14 protein-coding genes are annotated in these 17623 nt (G+C 66.9%); 7 read left to right on the forward strand and 7 right to left on the reverse strand.

Annotated elements, in window-relative coordinates:
- Positions 1–3: 3 nt before the first annotated feature.
- The 6 genes from AWJ14_RS15330 to lexA all read left to right on the forward strand — a co-directional run bounded on the left by AWJ14_RS15330 (position 4) and on the right by lexA (position 6323).
- Positions 4–1893, forward strand: coding sequence for a peptidylprolyl isomerase (locus AWJ14_RS15330; RefSeq protein ID WP_066180987.1), 1890 nt, complete (start codon positions 4–6; stop codon positions 1891–1893).
- 26 nt (positions 1894–1919) lie between these two features.
- Entirely contained in the window at positions 1920–2954 is a 1035-nt protein-coding gene (gene trpD, locus AWJ14_RS15335) for an anthranilate phosphoribosyltransferase (protein ID WP_066180989.1), read from the forward strand.
- Positions 2955–2959: 5 nt separating this feature from the next.
- The gene (gene trpC, locus AWJ14_RS15340; protein ID WP_066180992.1) at positions 2960–3775 is read left to right on the forward strand and encodes an indole-3-glycerol phosphate synthase TrpC; all 816 of its coding nucleotides are present in this window, start codon (positions 2960–2962) and stop codon (positions 3773–3775) included.
- Positions 3776–4270: a cyclic pyranopterin monophosphate synthase MoaC gene (gene moaC / locus AWJ14_RS15345; protein WP_066180995.1), complete on the forward strand. Its 495-nt coding sequence runs from the start codon at positions 3776–3778 to the stop codon at positions 4268–4270.
- A 14-nt stretch (positions 4271–4284) separates the two neighbouring features.
- Positions 4285–5496, forward strand: a complete 1212-nt coding sequence (locus tag AWJ14_RS15350) for a molybdopterin molybdotransferase MoeA (protein ID WP_066180998.1) — start codon at positions 4285–4287, stop codon at positions 5494–5496.
- Between the two features lie 110 nt (positions 5497–5606).
- Positions 5607–6323: a transcriptional repressor LexA gene (lexA, locus tag AWJ14_RS15355; RefSeq protein WP_066181001.1), complete on the forward strand. Its 717-nt coding sequence runs from the start codon at positions 5607–5609 to the stop codon at positions 6321–6323.
- 70 nt (positions 6324–6393) lie between these two features.
- Here the strand turns inward: lexA and AWJ14_RS15360 are convergent, their stop codons facing one another.
- On the reverse strand, positions 6394–8856 hold the full coding sequence (locus AWJ14_RS15360; RefSeq protein ID WP_066181004.1) for a ComEC/Rec2 family competence protein: 2463 nt from the start codon (positions 8854–8856) through the stop codon (positions 6394–6396).
- 472 nt (positions 8857–9328) lie between these two features.
- Between AWJ14_RS15360 and gltA the strand changes: the two genes are divergently transcribed.
- On the forward strand, positions 9329–10618 hold the full coding sequence (gene gltA / locus AWJ14_RS15365; protein ID WP_066181007.1) for a citrate synthase: 1290 nt from the start codon (positions 9329–9331) through the stop codon (positions 10616–10618).
- 107 nt (positions 10619–10725) lie between these two features.
- On the opposite strand, the gene lpxB is transcribed toward gltA, so the two are convergent.
- Genes lpxB through bamA form a run of 6 tightly spaced genes read right to left on the reverse strand, consistent with a single transcriptional unit; the run spans position 10726 to position 17567 of the window.
- Positions 10726–11883 (reverse strand): lipid-A-disaccharide synthase, encoded by a 1158-nt coding sequence (gene lpxB, locus AWJ14_RS15370; RefSeq protein WP_066181010.1) that lies wholly within the window; start codon positions 11881–11883, stop codon positions 10726–10728.
- Positions 11883–12767, reverse strand: a complete 885-nt coding sequence (locus AWJ14_RS15375; RefSeq protein ID WP_066181012.1) for an LpxI family protein — start codon at positions 12765–12767, stop codon at positions 11883–11885. Before AWJ14_RS15375 ends, lpxB begins: the two co-directional genes overlap by 1 nt.
- Before the next feature lie 5 nt (positions 12768–12772).
- Positions 12773–13597 (reverse strand): acyl-ACP--UDP-N-acetylglucosamine O-acyltransferase, encoded by an 825-nt coding sequence (gene lpxA, locus AWJ14_RS15380; protein ID WP_066181015.1) that lies wholly within the window; start codon positions 13595–13597, stop codon positions 12773–12775.
- Between the two features lie 2 nt (positions 13598–13599).
- Positions 13600–14073: a 3-hydroxyacyl-ACP dehydratase FabZ gene (gene fabZ, locus AWJ14_RS15385; protein WP_066181018.1), complete on the reverse strand. Its 474-nt coding sequence runs from the start codon at positions 14071–14073 to the stop codon at positions 13600–13602.
- The gene (gene lpxD, locus AWJ14_RS15390) at positions 14070–15143 is read right to left on the reverse strand and encodes a UDP-3-O-(3-hydroxymyristoyl)glucosamine N-acyltransferase (RefSeq protein ID WP_066181021.1); all 1074 of its coding nucleotides are present in this window, start codon (positions 15141–15143) and stop codon (positions 14070–14072) included. The genes fabZ and lpxD overlap by 4 nt, the downstream gene beginning before the upstream one ends.
- 54 nt (positions 15144–15197) lie before the next feature.
- On the reverse strand, positions 15198–17567 hold the full coding sequence (gene bamA, locus AWJ14_RS15395; RefSeq protein WP_066181023.1) for an outer membrane protein assembly factor BamA: 2370 nt from the start codon (positions 17565–17567) through the stop codon (positions 15198–15200).
- Between the last annotated feature and the right edge of the window lie 56 nt (positions 17568–17623).

A 17623-nucleotide genomic window follows, 5' to 3' on the forward strand; every position in this document is an offset into this window, starting at 1 on the left:
TAGATGCTTGATTTACTGCGCAGAGGCGCCAAGAGCTGGGTCGCCAAATTCCTTCTGCTGCTTCTGGTCGCCTCCTTCGGCGTCTGGGGCATCTCGGGCTCGATGCTGACGGCGGGCAGCAATGCCGTGATCAGCGTCGGCGACACGGTGGTCAGCCCCAACGAATTCCGCCTCGCCTATGACCGGCAGGTTGCCGCCGTCAGCCGGCAGGTCGGCCAGCGGCTGACGGCCGACCAGGCCCGCGCGCTCGGCATCGAAAACCAGGTCTACCAGCAGCTGATCGCAGGCGCGCTGCTCGACGAACAGGCCCGCAAGATGAATCTCGGCCTGTCCGACGACCGGCTGGCCCGGCTGATCGCCGAAGACCCCGCGTTTCACGATTTCAACGGCCGCTTCGAACGCGGCAATTTCCAGCGCGTGCTGCGCTCGGTCGGCATGAGCGAGGAAGACTATCTGCGAAGCCGCGGCCAGGTGGCCGTGCGCACCCAGATCGTCGAGGCGGTGGCCGACGGCATGGAGGCACCCGAGGTGCTGATGACGGCGCTGGCGCGCTACCAGGCCGAAACCCGCGACGTCGATTACCTGCTGCTGACCAAAGCCAATATCGACCCGGTCGCCGAGCCCGACGCGGACACGCTTGCCGCCTGGTTCGAAGAAAACAAGGCCGATTACGCCGCCCCCGAATTCCGCAAGATCAGCTATGTGAAGCTGCAGGGCGAGGACATCGCCGATCCGGCCGCGATCAGCGCGGAAGCCGCGCGCGCCGACTACGATTCGCGCAAGGACCGCTACACGACCGCCGAAAGGCGCACCATCGACCAGCTGGTGTTCCCCGACCGCGCGGCCGCGGAGGCTGCGGCCGAAGCGCTCGCCTCGGGCAAGAGTTTCGACGAGCTTGCCAGCGAACAGGGCCGCAGCGCCGCCGATGTGCGGCTTGGCGCCTTCACCAAGGCGTCGATGCCCGACCAGAAGCTCGCGGACGCCGCCTTCGGCGTTGCTGACGCCGGCGGCAGCACCGGCGTGGTCGACGGCCAGTTCGGCCCCGTGATCCTCAGGGTCGCGGATATCACGCCCGAATCCACCAAGAGCTTTGCCGAAATGGAGCCGGAGATCCGCAAGGAACTGGCGCTCGCGGAAGCCTCGCGGCTGCTACTCGACGTCCACGACGCCTATGAGGACGCACGCGCGGGCGGGATGACGCTTGCCGAGGCTGCGGCCCAGCAGAAGCTGAAGCCGGTCACCATCGAGGCGGTCGACCGCAGTGGCCGGGCGCCGGACGGCACCGTGCTCACCGACATTCCCGAATCCAAGCAGTTGCTCAGCGATGCCTTCGAAGCCGAACCCGGCGTGGAAACCCCGCCGATCAATATCGGCAGCGACGGCTTCCTCTGGTTCGAGGTCGAGGACATCACCCCTGCCCGCGACCGCACGCTCGATGAGGTGCGCGACCAGGTCATACAGGACTGGATGGCGATGAAGACGGTCGAGGCGCTCGGCGCCAAGGCCAACGAACTCAAGGACCGCCTGGACAAGGGCGCCGAGCTTGCCACGATCGCCGAGGAACTGTCGGTCTCGGTCGAGACCAAATATTCGCTCGGTCGCGGCGGCGCGGACGGGGTGTTCGGCGAGGCTGCCGTGGCGCAGGCCTTCTCCGGCCCGAACGGCCTGGCGGCTGTCGCCGACGACGCCTCCGGCGACAACAAGATCCTGCTCAAGGTGACCTCGGTCAATGACGCGGCGACGGTGACGGCGGAAGCCGTTTCGCCCAAGCAGCGCGCGCAGGTGGCCCGGCAGATCGGCGACGACATTCTCGACCAGATGGTGGCGCGGCTCGAGGCCGAATACGGCGTGTCGGTCAACCAATCGCTGGCCGAGCGCGCGCTGGCATTCTGAACACGGGGCACGGGGGGCCGATCACCATGGCGGATTTGAAAGCGATCATTGCCAAGGTCGCGGGCGGCGCTGCGCTCGACCGCGAGGAGGCCCGCAGCGCCTTCAACGTGATGATGTCGGGCGATGCCACGCCGTCGCAGATCGGCGCGCTGTTGATGGGGCTTCGGGTGCGCGGCGAAAGCGTCGACGAGATCTACGGCGCGGTCACGGTGATGCGCGAGAAGATGCTGCGGGTCGAAGCGCCCGCGGATGCGGTCGACATCGTCGGCACCGGCGGCGACGCTTCGGGCACCTACAATGTCTCCACCGCCGCCGCCTTCATCGTGGCGGGCGCGGGCGTCAAGGTCGCCAAGCACGGCAACCGGGCGCTGTCGTCGAAATCGGGCGCGGCGGATTCGCTGGCAGCCCTCGGCGTGTCGCTGGAACTCGATCCCGCCGGCATTGCCGCCTGCGTGGCGGAAGCCGGCGTCGGCTTCATGTTCGCGCCGGCGCATCATTCGGCCATGCGCCATGTCGGCCCGAGCCGGGTCGAACTCGGCACCCGCACGATCTTCAACCTGCTCGGCCCGCTGTCCAACCCGGCCGGCGTCAAGCGGCAGCTGATCGGCGTGTTTGCGCCGAACTGGCTCGAGCCGCTGGCCGAAGTGATGCGCGACCTCGGCTCGGAGACGGTCTGGATCGTGCATGGCAACGGGCTCGACGAGATGACCACCACCGGCACGACGCAGGTCGTGGCGCTCGAAAACGGACGCCTCCGCAAATTCGAGGTCACTCCCGAAGAACTCGGACTTTCAAGGGTTTCGCTCGATCTGTTGAAGGGCGGCGACGGCGTGGCCAATGCAGCGGCGCTGCGGCGCGTGCTCGAAGGCGAGAAGAATGCCTATCGCGAGATCGCGCTTTTGAATGCCGCGGGCGCGCTGGTGATCGCAGGCACCGCCGCGGATTTGCGCGAGGGCGTGGACCTGGCGGCGCGATCGATCGACGGCGGCGCAGCACTCGGCGCGCTCGAGATGCTCGTGCGCGTATCGCAGGCGCACGCGCCGGCACCGAAAGCAGGGTAAAGACCATGAGCGACATCCTGGCCCGCATCGAGGCCTACAAGCGCGACGAAATCGCCGCCGCGAAGGCGATCATCGCGCCATCCGACATGAAAGCGCGCGCCCGCGACGCCGAAGCCCCGCGCGGCTTCGTCGCGGCGCTTCAAGCCAAGCACGCCGCCGGTGGTTATGGCCTGATTGCGGAAATCAAGAAGGCGAGCCCCTCGAAAGGCCTGATCCGTGCCGATTTCGATCCGCCGGCGCTGGCCCGCGCCTATGAGGCGGGCGGGGCGGCCTGCCTGTCGGTGCTGACCGACGCGCCGTCGTTCCAGGGGGCGCCGGAGTTCCTGACCGCGGCACGCGCGGCCTGCGCCCTGCCCGCGCTGCGCAAGGATTTCCTGTTCGAGCCCTACCAGGTGCACGAGGCCCGGGCCTGGGGCGCCGACGCGATCCTGATCATCATGGCCTCGCTTGGCGACGACGATGCGAAGCGGCTCGAGGACGCGGCGCACGAATTCGGCATGGCGGCGCTGATCGAGGTGCATGACGAGGCCGAGATGGAGCGTGCGCTGAAACTCGACAGCCCGCTGATCGGCGTCAACAACCGCAACCTGCGCACCTTCGAGGTGTCGCTCACCGTCTCGGAACGGCTGGCGGCGATGGTGCCCGGCGACCGGATTCTGGTGGGCGAAAGCGGCATCGGCGCGCATGCGGATTGCGTGCGGCTCGCGCAGTCGGGCATCCGCACCTTCCTGGTGGGCGAAAGCCTGATGCGGCAGGCCGATGTAACCGGCGCCACGCGCGCGCTTCTTCAAGGCAATCCCGAAAATGCAGCGGCCGAATAGATGAACGACGATACTTCCCCCCGCCTCACCCACCTTGCCGAAGACGGCTCTGCCGCGATGGTGGATGTCGGCGACAAGGCCGACACCGTGCGTATTGCCGAGGCCGCGGGCCATGTGCGCATGAAGCCCGAAACGCTGGCGCTCATTCTGCAGGGCGACATGAAGAAGGGCGACGTGATCGGGGCGGCCCGGATCGCCGGCATCATGGCCGCCAAGCAGACCGCCAGCCTCATTCCGCTGTGCCATCCGCTGGCGCTCACCAAGGTGAGCGTGGACATCGAGCCGGACGAGAGCCTGCCGGGCCTCAGGGTGCGCACGCTCGCCAAACTGAGCGGCAAGACCGGGGTCGAGATGGAGGCGCTGACAGCCGCCTCGGTGGCGTGCCTGACGATCTACGACATGGCCAAGGCGGTCGACCGCGGCATGGAGATCGGCGGCATCCGGGTGCTCGCCAAGTCGGGCGGCAAATCCGGCGACTGGAATTTCGAAAGCTGAAAGGACTGGGACCGATGGCATTGATGCCGGTTGAGGACGCGCTCGCGCGCATATTGGCGGGCGCTGCGCCGCGTGACGAACCGGAGATGCTGGAACTCGCGTCCTGCTGCGACCGCGTGCTTGCACGCGAGCTGCGCGCGCTGCGCACCCACCCGCCCTTCGCAGCCTCCGCCATGGACGGCTATGCGGTGCGCGCGGCCGAGGCCGTCGACGGCGCGGTGCTGCGGGTTCAGGGCGAATCGGCTGCCGGTCGCGGCTATGACGGCGCGCTCGAACAGGGCGCGGCAATCCGTATCTTCACCGGCGCGCCGGTGCCCGCAGGCGCCGACACCATCGTCATCCAGGAGGTCACGGAGAAGCGCGACGACGGCACGGTGCTGATCCGCGAGGCTGCGTCCCCGGGCCGCCACATCCGCGCGGCCGGCGTCGACTTTCAGGAAGGCGATGTCGGGCTTGAGGCCGGACGCCTGCTCGATGCCGGCGCGATCACCTTCGCAGCCGCCATGAACCATGCCCGTCTCCCCGTCGCCCCCCGGCCCAAGGTGGCGGTGCTCGCGACCGGCGACGAGTTGCGCCTGCCCGGCCAGCCGCTGGGCCCGGGCCAGATCATCGCTTCCAACACCTTCGGCGTGGCAGCCCTCGCCCGTGGCGCGGGCGCGGACGTGCTCGATCTCGGCATCGCCGTCGACCGGATCGAGGCGATCGACGCTGCCCTTGATTCGGCCATCGCCGCGGGTGCGGACGTGCTGGTGACCATCGGCGGGGCCTCGGTGGGCGACCACGATCTCGTCCAGAAGGTGATGCTCGCGCGCGGCATGACGCTCGATTTCTGGAAGATCGCGATGCGCCCGGGCAAGCCGCTGATGGCGGGAAGCCTGGGCGGCATGCGGGTGCTGGGCCTGCCCGGCAACCCGGCCTCGAGCCTTGTCTGCGCGCATCTGTTCCTCGAGCCGCTGGTGGCTCGCCTGGCCGGTAGGCCGGATCCGCAGCGGCTGCAAAAGGCTATTCTTGCCAACGACTTGCCGGAAAACGGCGAACGCCAGGATTATCTGCGCGGCGACCTTACGATCTCGTCGTCGGGAGAGCGGATCGCCACCCCGATGCTGCGCCAGGATTCGTCGCTGATGAAGGTGTTCTCGGATGCCCGCTGCCTGATCATCCGCCCGCCGCATGCGCCGGAAGCAAAGGCCGGATCGCCCACGGATGTGCTCGTTTTGCGCCCCTGATGTTCCTTCATTGTTTCTTTACCCCTTGCGGAACACATATGGAACATGATACCTGAGTTCTGGTTTTGTTTCATGCCGGTCGCCACGCCGGATGCAGGGGTGCCGCAACGATGCTGACGCGCAAACAACACGAGCTGCTGCTTTTCATCAACGAACGCATGAAGGAAAGCGGCATTCCGCCCTCCTTCGACGAGATGAAGGACGCGCTCGATCTGGCATCGAAATCCGGCATTCACCGGCTGATCACGGCGCTCGAGGAACGCGGCTTCATCCGCCGCCTGCCCAACCGGGCGCGCGCGCTCGAAGTCATCAAGCTGCCCGACAGCTACCAGGCCAACCTGCAGCCCCGCCGCGGCTTCTCGCCGAGCGTGATCGAGGGCAGCCTCGGCAAGGCGCCGGAGCCGGTGCGCCGGGCCGAGCCGGCCCATGAGGACGCCGCACAGGTGGCCGAAGTGCCGATGATGGGCCGCATCGCCGCCGGCGTGCCGATTTCTGCAATCCAGAACAACACCCATTCGATCAGCGTGCCGACCGAGATGATCGGCCCCGGCGAGCATTACGCGCTCGAGGTCAAGGGCGATTCGATGATCGAGGCCGGCATTTTCGACGGCGACACGGTGGTGATCCGCAATGTCTCGACCGCCAGCCCCGGCGACATCGTCGTGGCGCTGGTCGATGACGAGGAAGCCACGCTGAAGCGGTTCCGCCGCAAGGGCGCCTCGATCGCGCTGGAGGCCGCCAATCCGGCCTATGAGACCCGCATTTTCGGCCCCGACCGGGTCAAGGTGCAGGGCAAGCTGGTCGGCCTGATCCGCCGCTACCACTGATACGTTCGGCCGGCCTGTCCGGCCCCGAAACCGAACCGGCGCCTGCTTGCAGGCCGCCGGTTTTTTCGTGTCAATCAGGCGGATCGTAGCTGCGCGTGCGCCAATCGTAGTAGCGCTGGATGGTCCAGGGCCGGATCACGCCGGCGACGGCTGCCGTTGTTGCAAGCGCCGGTCGCGGGCCCGGGCGGTACCGCGCCTCGGCCGCCGTCGAGGCCAAGGCGCTGCCCGGTGGGGTGCCGCCCGCTGCTTGAATGCGGATCGCGAGCGCGCCCGAGGCGCGCAATGTCCGCGAGGTCACGAGCTTGGCGCCGGAGCGGCAGGCGCGCATGTGCACAGGGATCGCCACCACCAAGAGGTCGGCGCGATCGCAGCCGGCGCCGATAAGGTCCGCACGATCGACGGCGATGATGCGGATATCGCGATGGACCGCGGCACAGATGCCGCGACTGGCGCAGACGAAGCGTGACGGCGTCAGTTCGGCGGCGGCGAGCAGACGGTCGAGCATGGCGCGGGCTTCCGCCACGGCGAGGCCGGACGGCGTGCTATCGCTGTCCCCCGCAGCCGGTCCTCCCGTCTCCCAGTCGGCCTTGTTGCCGGCATTTGCTGCCGGTTGCTTCCCTGTCCCCGCCGCGGTGGAGGCGGGCGCGGCCCCGGCAAGAGAAGCCGGCGCCAGATGCGCGGGCCGGCGCAGCGCCGCCTGCCATTGGCGGAACACGAACTCGCCCGGCCGCGCGGCATTGGTGGCGAGCCCGTCCGGTGTCGACAGCGCCAGCAACCGGCCGTCTTCGCTGACCAGAATATCGGGATCGCTCCCCCGCAACGGCGGCAGCGCCAGCCCCGCGGCAAGCCCGATCAGGGCGATACCGGCGAGCCTCAGCCGGCTTTTGAGCAGCACCAGCACGAGAAATCCGCAGCCGGCGGTGACGGTGGCGAGGAGCGGGATCTGGCCCACGGTGATGTCGCCGCCGAGCCCCTCGACATAGCGCGCGGCCGCAATCACGCCCTCGAGCCCCTTGCCCATCAGCCTGAGCGGCCAGGTGTCGAGCCCGAAAGGCATCGCAAGCAGCGCAAGCACGCCCGCGGGCATGACCACGAAGGTGACGAGCGGCATGGCGAGCAGATTGGCGAGCACGCCGTTGCCTGCGACCCGGTGAAAATGATGGGCGGAGAACAGGCCGGTGGCGAGCCCCGCCACCAGCGAGGTGAGCGCCAGCCCGAGAATCGCGCGGATGGCGATGCCGCCCCATTTCAACACCGCAGGCCGATAGAGCGGGCCGGCGGGTCCGGGCCGTGAAGCGCGGCGCTCGGAGATGGCGGCGTAGGCGGAAATCAGTGCGGCGGTTGCGGCAAACGACATCTGGAAGCCCGGGCCGACCACCGCCGAGGGCGTGAGCAGGATGATCAGCAGCGCCGCCAGCGCCACATTGCGCAGGGTGAGCGCCGGGCGGTCGGCGAGCACCGCCACCAGCATGATCGCCAGCATCACCCAGGCGCGCTGGGTGGCGACACTGCCGCCCGAGATCAGGAGATAGGCGGTCGCGGCGAACAGCGCGCCGGTGGCGGCGAGTTTCTTGACTGGCAAGGCTTCGACGAGCGCGGGCACCGCCGCCAGCAGCTTGCGGACCAGCAGATAGAGTGTGCCCGCGGCCAGCGCCATGTGCAGCCCGGAGATCGCGAGAATGTGCGCGAGCCCCGTGGCACGCAACGCATCGACCGTTTCGGCGCTGATGCCGCGCCGGTCGGAGACCGCGAGCGCCGCGGCGATGCCGCCCGGATCGCCCGGCAGCACCGAGCGGATCCGCGCCGAGATCGCCTCGCGCCCCGAGCGCAGGAACAGCACGGCGCGGACCATCGCCCCTTGCGACCCCGCCTCGCCGGCGCGGCCCGGCTCGGGGGCACGATAGAAAAAGCCATGCGCGCCGATGCCGTCGATAAAGGCGCGGAAGGCGTAATCGTAACCGCCGGGGATCACCGGGCCGGACGGCGCCGACAGCCGCGCCCGGCCGGAAAGCGTGTCGCCCACGGCAACCGGTTCGTGCGGCGCGCGCGCGACCAGCCGCACCCGGGCCGGCGGGCGGGAGAGCACCGGATCTTTCGTCGTGGCGACCCGGATCAGATAGCGGACGCGGCCATCGGCATCGAACTCGCGCGCTTCCACCGTTCCGGAAAGGGTGGTTGTCACATCCTGGTCGAGCAGCACCGCGCCCCTGCCCTGTTCGACGCTTGCCGCCGCGGCGCCGGCACAGAGCGCGGCCACGAGGCCCGCGCCCCGGGCGACGGCGAGATGCCGGGCGCTTGCCGCAGCCGCGACCGCAAGCGCGATCACAAGCCCGGCCAGAAGCAGCATCTGCAGCGGATCGCGCGGCAGCATGTAATAGAGCCCGGCCCCGGCCCCCATCGCCACCGGCAGCAGCAGCACATAGACGCCGCGGCCGCTTTCTCGCGCGGCTTCGCGGCTCAGGACCGCGCCGAGCCGGGCACCGACCGAGGGGGCCTGGACGTCGGCACCGGCAGGCGTCGCCCGCCGCGGCAATCGCGGCGCAAGGGCTACCGGCAGGGACGCGCCCCCGGAGGCGGATGGCGTTTCGGGAGAACTAACACCGGGCGGCGGCGCAACGCTCACGCCGCCCGGACGCGGGTTCGTCCGGGCAAAATGCGGTTCCGGGCCGGTGCGTGTTGCCTGCCTCATGCACGCCTCGCTTGAAGCGCACGAGATTACACCCTTTGCGGCACATTAGGCCACAGCAAACTGGCGACCCGCAAATCGGGACATATTGTCCCGATCGCCGGTCAGGAGCGTGTTACTGATTGAAATGATTGTCCGATTCGCACTATGGAACGGGCATGGCGAGGCTGTGCTTGTGTGCGGCCCGGTTGTTCTTGCGCTGCACAAATTGCCTTTCGGATAGCTTGGCAGGGTGCCGGAAATCATATAGCTAACCTTTGACGGTCATCCAAGGTGCCGGGTTTTCACCCGGGCGCCTGCATTCGTGGAAGGACATGCCATGGCACATTCAAACGCAAAACTGCTCATCGACGGCAAGGAGATCGAGTTTCCGGTCAAGGCCGGCACCATCGGTCCCGACGTCGTCGACATCGGCACGCTGTACAAGCACACCGGCGCATTCACCTACGACCCTGGCTTCACCTCCACGGCCTCCTGCGAATCCAAGATCACCTTCATCGACGGCGACGAGGGCATTCTGCTGCACCGCGGCTATCCGATCGACCAGCTGGCCGAACAGGGCGACTTCCTGGAAGTCTGCTACCTGCTGCTCTACGGCGAGCTGCCGACCGCCACCCAGAAGGCCGATTTCGACTACCGCGTGACGCGCCACACCATGGTGCACGAGCAGATGAGCCGCTTCTTCACCGGCTTCCGCCGCGACGCGCACCCGATGGCGGTGATGTGCGGCTGCGTGGGCGCGCTCTCGGCGTTCTACCACGACTCCACCGACATCACCGATCCGCACCAGCGCATGGTCGCCTCCATGCGCATGATCGCCAAGATGCCGACGCTCGCTGCCATGGCGTACAAATATCATATCGGCCAGCCCTTCGTGTATCCGAAGAACGATCTCGACTACGCCGCCAACTTCCTGCGGATGTGCTTTGCGGTGCCGTGCGAGGAATATGTGGTCAACCCGGTGCTGGCGCGCGCCATGGACCGGATCTTCATCCTGCATGCCGACCATGAGCAGAATGCCTCGACCTCGACCGTGCGGCTCGCAGGCTCGTCGGGCGCCAATCCCTTCGCCTGCATCGCGGCCGGCATCGCCTGCCTGTGGGGCCCGGCCCATGGCGGCGCCAACGAAGCGGCGCTCAACATGCTCGCCGAGATCGGCTCCGTCGACAAGATCCCGGAATTCATCGACCGCGCCAAGGACAAGAACGATCCGTTCCGCCTGATGGGCTTCGGCCACCGGGTCTACAAGAACTATGATCCGCGCGCCAAGATCATGCAGAAGACCTGCCACGAGGTGCTCGATGAACTCGGCATCAAGGACGATCCGCTGCTGGAAGTGGCGATGGAACTCGAGCGCATCGCGCTCACCGACGAGTACTTCATCGAAAAGAAGCTCTATCCCAATATCGACTTCTATTCGGGCATCACGCTCAAGGCGCTCGGCTTCCCGACCACCATGTTCACCGTGCTGTTCGCGCTTGCGCGCACCGTCGGCTGGATTGCCCAGTGGAGCGAAATGATCGAGGATCCGAGCCAGCGCATCGGCCGTCCGCGCCAGCTCTATATCGGCGAGCCGAACCGGGATTACGTGCCGCTCGACAAGCGCTGACCGGCGCCTCGCACCGCACGCATGAAAAAAGCGCCTTCGGGCGCTTTTTTTGTGGCTTGAAGGCCGGCCCGGTTGCCGGCGTGTGCGGGTGCCGAAGGCGGCGCGCCTCAGCGCCCCAGCACCTCAAGCACGGTGCGGGCGGCGATGTCGGAGGCCGGTTCGCCGGTCTGCATGCGCGACCAGACCAGATCGAGGCTCGCGAGCACGGCCGTGCGATAGGGCGTGTCCTGCGCGAGCTGGGCAGCAAGTCGCGCCAGCCGCTCGGCGCGCACCTGGTTGTCGTAGAATTCCTGGGTGACCACATGGCCTGCCACGAGGTTCGGCAGTGCCGCAGACCAGGAGGTGACGAGGTTGACCAGCTGCCGGGCGATCGGGTCGAGCTTGTAGCTCGAAATATGCGGCACGCCGGCAAGCGCGAGTTCGAGCAGCACCGTGCCCGACGCGGCGATCGCCACATCGGCCTGGCCGAATGCCTGCCATTTCGCGGCGTCGCCGGTGACGATGCGGCAATCCACGTCCCAGCCCAGAACCTCGTCGCGGACCTGGCGCTCGACATGGGCGCCGGCGGGCAGCACGAAGCGCATTCCCGGATCGAGCGCGGCCAGATCTCGCGCGGCCCTGCCGAACACAGGAGCGAGCCGCCGGACCTCGCTGCGCCGCGATCCGGGCAGGATCAGGCACAGCCGCTCGTCCTGCGGGCCGGCCTGGCGGCGGGCCATTTGCGCGGCACGCGCGGCCACGAGCCCGGGATCGTCCACCAGACGGTGGCCGACATAGGTGAGCGGCGGGCCGCCGAGGCTTTCGACGATCTCCGCCTCGAAGGGAAACACCGAGAGCACATGGTCGACATAGGCGCGCATTGCCGGCGCGCGCTCGGGCTTCCAGGCCCAGACCGTGGGACAGACATAATTGATGATCTTGAGGTCCGGCAGTGCCTTGCGCACCTTTCTTGCCACGCGGTGGGAGAAGTCCGGCGCGTCGATGATGATCAGGCAGTCGGGCCGTGCGGCGATGATCGCGTCGGCGGTCTGGCCGATACGGCGGATCAGCCGCGGCAATTGCGCGATGACGGCGGAAAAGCCGATGATCGACAGTTCGGTATAGTCGAACAGCGAGGTGAGCCCCTCGGCAATCAGCCGGTCGCCGCCCACGCCCACGAGATCGGGCTGTTCGCCGGTGGCGCGGGCGAGCGCGCGGACAAGGTCGGCGCCCAAAATGTCGCCCGAGGCTTCGCCGGCGACCACCGCAAGCTTGAGCGCGGCCATCAGTCAGCTCCCCCGCCGGGTGGCGCGATGCCGGTCACGAACAGGCCGAGCCGGTCGGCTTCGGCGACCATGCGCTCTCGCTCGAGCACCAGTGCGCGACCGGCCTCGACGGCGATGCCCGACAGCCCCGCCGCATGCGCGCCCGTGACCGTGTCGGGGCCGATGGACGGCAGGTCCGCGCGTTCCTCCTGGCCGGGCTTGCACAGTTTGACGAGCACCCCGCCGTGGCGCGTGCCGAGGCGGCCGCTTGCGCGCAGGCCGGCCACGCGGGCGAGCATCGCATCGGTGCCCTCGAGCCCCTCCAGCGCCACCACGCGCCCGCCCACCGCGATGGCGCCCTGCCCCACGTCGAGCTTGCCAAGCAGGAAGGCGGCATCGCCAGCGGCCTTGATATCGGCGTCGTCGGCGCGTCCCGGCCGCACCCGGCCGAGCGGTCCGGGACAACTCAAGAGCCCCGGCGCGATCGTCTGCGCAGCCACCACGCGCACGCCCTCGTTTTCGAGGATGCGGATGGCGACCCTGAGCAGCTTGTCGTCGCCGCCGGCGGAAAGAACCGCAAAGAAGGATGTCAGGAAACCCGTCACGGCGCGCCAGGTCGGCCGGATATCGGCAAGATCCGGGCGGCGATCGATCGCGCCGGCGAGCACGACCGTGCCGATGCCCTGGTCGCGCACGGTGCGGGCAAAGCCCGCGAGATCGGCGATGGCGAGGTCGCGGTGATCATAGTCCGACCAGTCCTGGTCGGCCTCGCCGGAGATCGCGACAATATAGGGGTTGTGTCCCTGCTCGCGCGCCGCCCGCGCCACCAGCACCGGGAAGCGGCCCCTCCCCGCGAGGATCGCGAGCCGCCCGGCGATGACAGGAGCACCGGCGGGAGACGGCACCGGCTTCAGCCCCGCTGGCCCCGCGCGGGAGACGACAGCGCCCGCTCGCTCTCCGCATCGATAAAGGCGATGATGTCGGCGACGGCGGCGTTGTTGTCGGTCTGGGCGCGCAGGCGCGCGACATTCTCGCGGATCGGGCTCGCGGGATCGAAGATCGCCTTGAAGGCGCGGCGCACCGCATGAATGGCCGGCTTGTCGAAGCCCGAGCGCTGCATGCCGATGATGTTGAGCCCCATCAGCACGCCGGGATTGCCGTTGAGCATGCCATAGGGAATGACGTCGTTGCTGACGGCCGCCAGCCCGCCGATGAAGGCATGGTGGCCAACGCGCGTGAACTGGTGGACAGCGGCCCCGCCGCCCATGATGACGCGGTCGCCGATGGTGACATGGCCCGCGAGCATGACATTGTTGGACAGGATCACGTTGCTGCCGACATGGCAGTCATGCGCCACGTGCGAATAGGCGAGGAACATGGAATTGTCGCCGACGGTGGTGGTGCCGCCGAAACTCGGCATGCCGGGATGCATGGTCACGCCTTCGCGGATGGTGCAGCCCTGCCCGATCAGAAGTTCGGTGTCTTCGCCCTTGTAGTGGATGTTCTGCGGCGCGCAGCCGAGCACGGCATTCGGGAAGACCACGCAACCGGCACCGAGCGTGGTGCAACCGTCGATGACGACATGGCTCATCAGCCGCACATTGTCGCCGAGCCTGACCTTCGGGCCGATGTGGCAGAAGGGGCCGATCTCGACATTGCGCCCGATCTCCGCCCCGTCCTCGACGATGGAGGACGGATGGATCCGCGACGGATGCAGGGCTGCGGGTGCGCTCATGGTCATTCAGACTCGCTTTCTGCCGAAACCAACATGGCTCCGATGTCAGCCTCGGCCACCTTGCCGCCGTCGACCATTGCCTCGCAATGGAAGCGCCAGATGTTGCCGCGCTGCTTGATTTTCGTGACGTGGTATTCCAGGCGATCGCCGGGAACGACGGGTTTGCGGAACTTGGCGTTGTCTATCGTCATGAAATAGACAAGCTTGCTGCCGGCGCCGGTGGCGCGCGCGCAGATCGCGCCCGCCGTCTGCGCCAGGCCCTCGATGATCAGCACACCGGGCATGATCGGGCGATCCGGGAAATGGCCGGTGAAATGCGGTTCGTTGGCGGTCACGTTCTTGATGCCGATGGCGGAATTGTCGCCATCGATCTCGATGATCTTGTCCACGAGCAGGAACGGGTAACGATGCGGCAACAGTTTCATGATGTCGCCGATAGCGGCCGTGTCGAGTGTCTTAGTCGAAGCTTCGGTCATTGCTCTTCGCCATTCTTGTCCTGTCTTGTCCGCTCCGGCTTGCCGAAAGCGCGGGCATTGGCCTCGGCCATGTCCCGGAGAAAACCATTCATGGGCCGCGCTGGAATGCCGGCCCACCGTGCATTGGCCGGCACATTGCCGGCAACACCGCTCATGGCGCCGATCTGGGCGCCGTCGCCGATGCTGATGTGACCGTTGACGGCGCAGGCGCCGCCGATCATGACACCGTCACCCAGCGTCGCACTGCCGGCAATGCCGGTCTGGGCGACGATAACACAATGCCGCCCGATCTTCACGTTGTGCGCGATCTGCACCTGGTTGTCGATCTTGGTGCCCTCGCCGATCACGGTGTCGTCGAGCGCGCCGCGGTCGATGGTGGTGCCGGCGCCGATCTCGACATGGTCCTGGACGATGACCCGGCCGAGCTGCGGGATCTTGACCATGCCGCGCGGCCCGGGCGCATAGCCGAAGCCATCCTGGCCGATGGCGACATTCGGGTGAATGATCACATTGTTGCCGATCAGCGCATGCTGCACGGTCACGCCATGGCCGATGTCGCAATTGCGGCCGATGCGGCAACCGCGCCCGATGGCTGCGCCGGAGGAAATCACGCTGCCTGAACCGATTTCGGCGCCCGCGCCGATCACCGCGCCCGCCTCGATGACAACCCCGTGCTCGATCACGGCGGCAGGATCGACGATCGCCGCGGCGGAGATGCCCGAACCGGAGGTCAGGGGCCAGGGACGCAGGGCCGCGGGCATCAGCGCCGCACCGGCGAGCGCAAAGGCCGTTTGCGGTGCGCGAGAGACCAGCACGCCCACGCCCTCAGGCACATGGGCGGCAAGACCGGCGGTGACGATGACGGCGCCCGCGACCGAATTCTTCAAATCCGGCAATGCCTTGCGAGAATTTGCAAACGTGATGTCGGTGGAAGTCGCGCGCCCGATCGGCGCAAGCGCGGTGATCAGGCGGTCAGCATGTTCCGGATTCGCCAGTTCGGCTCCGCAAAGACCGGCAAGGTCTGAAAGCGAAATGCCTTCATGCGGACGAAAGAAGCGGGTTGTGTCCATAAACAAGGAGACCAGAACGAAAGACCGGGTGGCCCGAAGGCCACCCGGTTCAGATCAGAAGCGCGTCGAGGCGCCGAAGCCGAATTTCTTGACCTCGTCGAAGTCCTGCTTGGCGACCGGCTCGGCATAATAGACCCGGAGCGGACCGAAGGGCGAAGCCCAGGTGATGCCGAAGCCCACCGAAGCACGCCATTCCATGTCGTTGCCATCCAACCTCTGGCCGCCCTTGTCAGCCGTGGAAATCTCGTTGCCATAGAGCGTGGCCGCATCGGCGAACACGTTGAAGCGCAGACCGAGATCACGCGACAGCGCCGGCATGGGCGCCGAAACCTCGACGGTGCCGTTGAAATAGGTCGTGCCGCCGGCGGCGCCGACATAACGCGCGGCAACCGGATCGTACATGCGCGGGCCGATACCGCGGGTGTCGAAGCCGCGAATGGTTTCCTGGCCGACGAACAGGTGGTCGAACACCCGCAGGTCGTCGCCGGTCGCAACCACATTGCCCGCGCCGACGGTGACCTGTCCGATCATGTCGGCCTGCTCGGAGAGCATGTGGAAGTAGCTCGCCTTGGCCGTGGTCTTCAGATACTCCGAATCGAAGCCCAGACCGGCATATTCCTGTGTGATGCGGGCAGAGATGCCTTCCCGCGGCAGCTTCTGGTCGTCCAGCGTGTTGTAGGACAGCGTGTAGGACAGCGCGCCGATCTGATGGCCGCCATTGGCGACGGTGCGCGACACCGCAGCAAGTTCCGGTGCCGACGGAATGGTCGCCGAGTTGAGCACATAGTCGTTGTAGCTGGTCTCGGAATACTTGAAGGCCGTGCTCAGATACAGGTTCTCGGTGATCGGCGCACCGATGCGCAGATTGATACCCTGGGTATCCTCTTCGAAGCCGGTGTAGCTGCGGTCGGTCTTCTTGAAGACGTCGAAGCCGGCAGCCAGGCGGTAGCCCAGGAAATACGGCTCGGTGAACGACACCGTGTATTCGCGCGAATCGTTGCCGCCGCCGACCGAAGCCCGGATGAACTGGCCGCGACCGAGGAAGTTGCGCTCGGTGATGTCGACGGTGGCGGTGAAACCGTCATTGTTCGAGTAGCCGCCGCCCACGCCGAATTCACCGGTCGGCTGGTCCTTGACGTCGACGACCAGGATCACGCGGTCGGGCTGGGAGCCCGGCTGGGTGGTGATATCGACCGAGGAGAAGAAGTTGAGCTTCTCGAGCCGCTTCTTGGCGCGCCGCACCAGAACCTGGTTGAAGGCGTCGCCTTCCGACAGGTCGAACTCGCGGCGGATCACGTAGTCGCGGGTGCGGGTGTTGCCGCGGATCTCGATGCGCTCGACATAGGCGCGCGTGCCCTCGTCCACCAGATAGGTGACCGAAATGGTGCGGTTGGTGAAGTCACGGTCGCCGCGCGGCGTGATCGTGGCAAAGGGATAACCCTGGGTGGCGACGTGGTCGGAGATCGCAAGGATCGTGTCCTCGACCTTCTCCGCACTGTAGACCGCGCCGCTGCGGGTCTCGATCATGTTGCGAAGCGAATCGGAGTCGATCCCCGGCACCGTGCTTTCGATGCTCACATCGCCGAACACATAGCGCTCGCCTTCCTCGACGGTGATGGTGACAACATATTCGTTGCTGGCCTCATCAAGCTCGGCGAAGGAGGAAATGACGCGGAAATCGGCATAGCCGCGATTGTAGTAGAAGCGGCGCAGCAGCTCCTCGTCGGCGCGCAGCTTGTCCTCGTCATAGACGTCCTTGCGGGTCAGGAACGAGAGCATGTTGGAGCGCTTGGTGGAGATCACATCGGCCAGGCGGCCGTCACCGAAGGCCTGGTTGCCGACGAAATTGATGGTCGAAATCTTGGTGCGGTCGCCTTCGTTGATTTCGAAGGCCAGGTTGACGCGGCCACCCTCGACCGGAACCACGCGGGTGTTGACCACGGCGTCGCTGCGACCGATGGCGGCGTAGGCGTCGCGGATGGCCTGCACGTCGGCCTGAATGATCTGATCGTTGTACGGGCCAAGCTGACGGCTCTGGACAACGCCCTTGAGCGCCACGTCCTTGAGCTTCTTGTTGCCGTTGAAGACGACCTGGTTGATGATCTGGTTCTCGGCGACCGTCACCACCAGGGTCGAGCCGGACACGCTGATCTGGACATCCGAGAACAGGCCCGTGGAAAACAGCCGCTTGACCGATTCATCGATATCATTGTTGGTGAAACTCGCGCCGGGCTTGATCGTCAGATTGCCGCGCACGGTGGATGCATCAACTCGGGAATTGCCCCGCACTTCGACGCGATTGACCACAGCTGCTTCAGCAATTGTAACCCCGGCAAGTGTCGCAACACCCGCTCCCGTCACAACGATCCCCGCGGCCAGCGCAGCGGCCGACACAGCGTTCAAAAGGCTTGAACCGGTTTTCATTGATCTTATTACCTTTTTTTACTCGCACGCCCCGACCGGAGCCACGCATCGTGAGT

This window comes from Parahoeflea olei (assembly GCF_001703635.1).
Classification (GTDB): domain Bacteria; phylum Pseudomonadota; class Alphaproteobacteria; order Rhizobiales; family Rhizobiaceae; genus Hoeflea; species Hoeflea olei.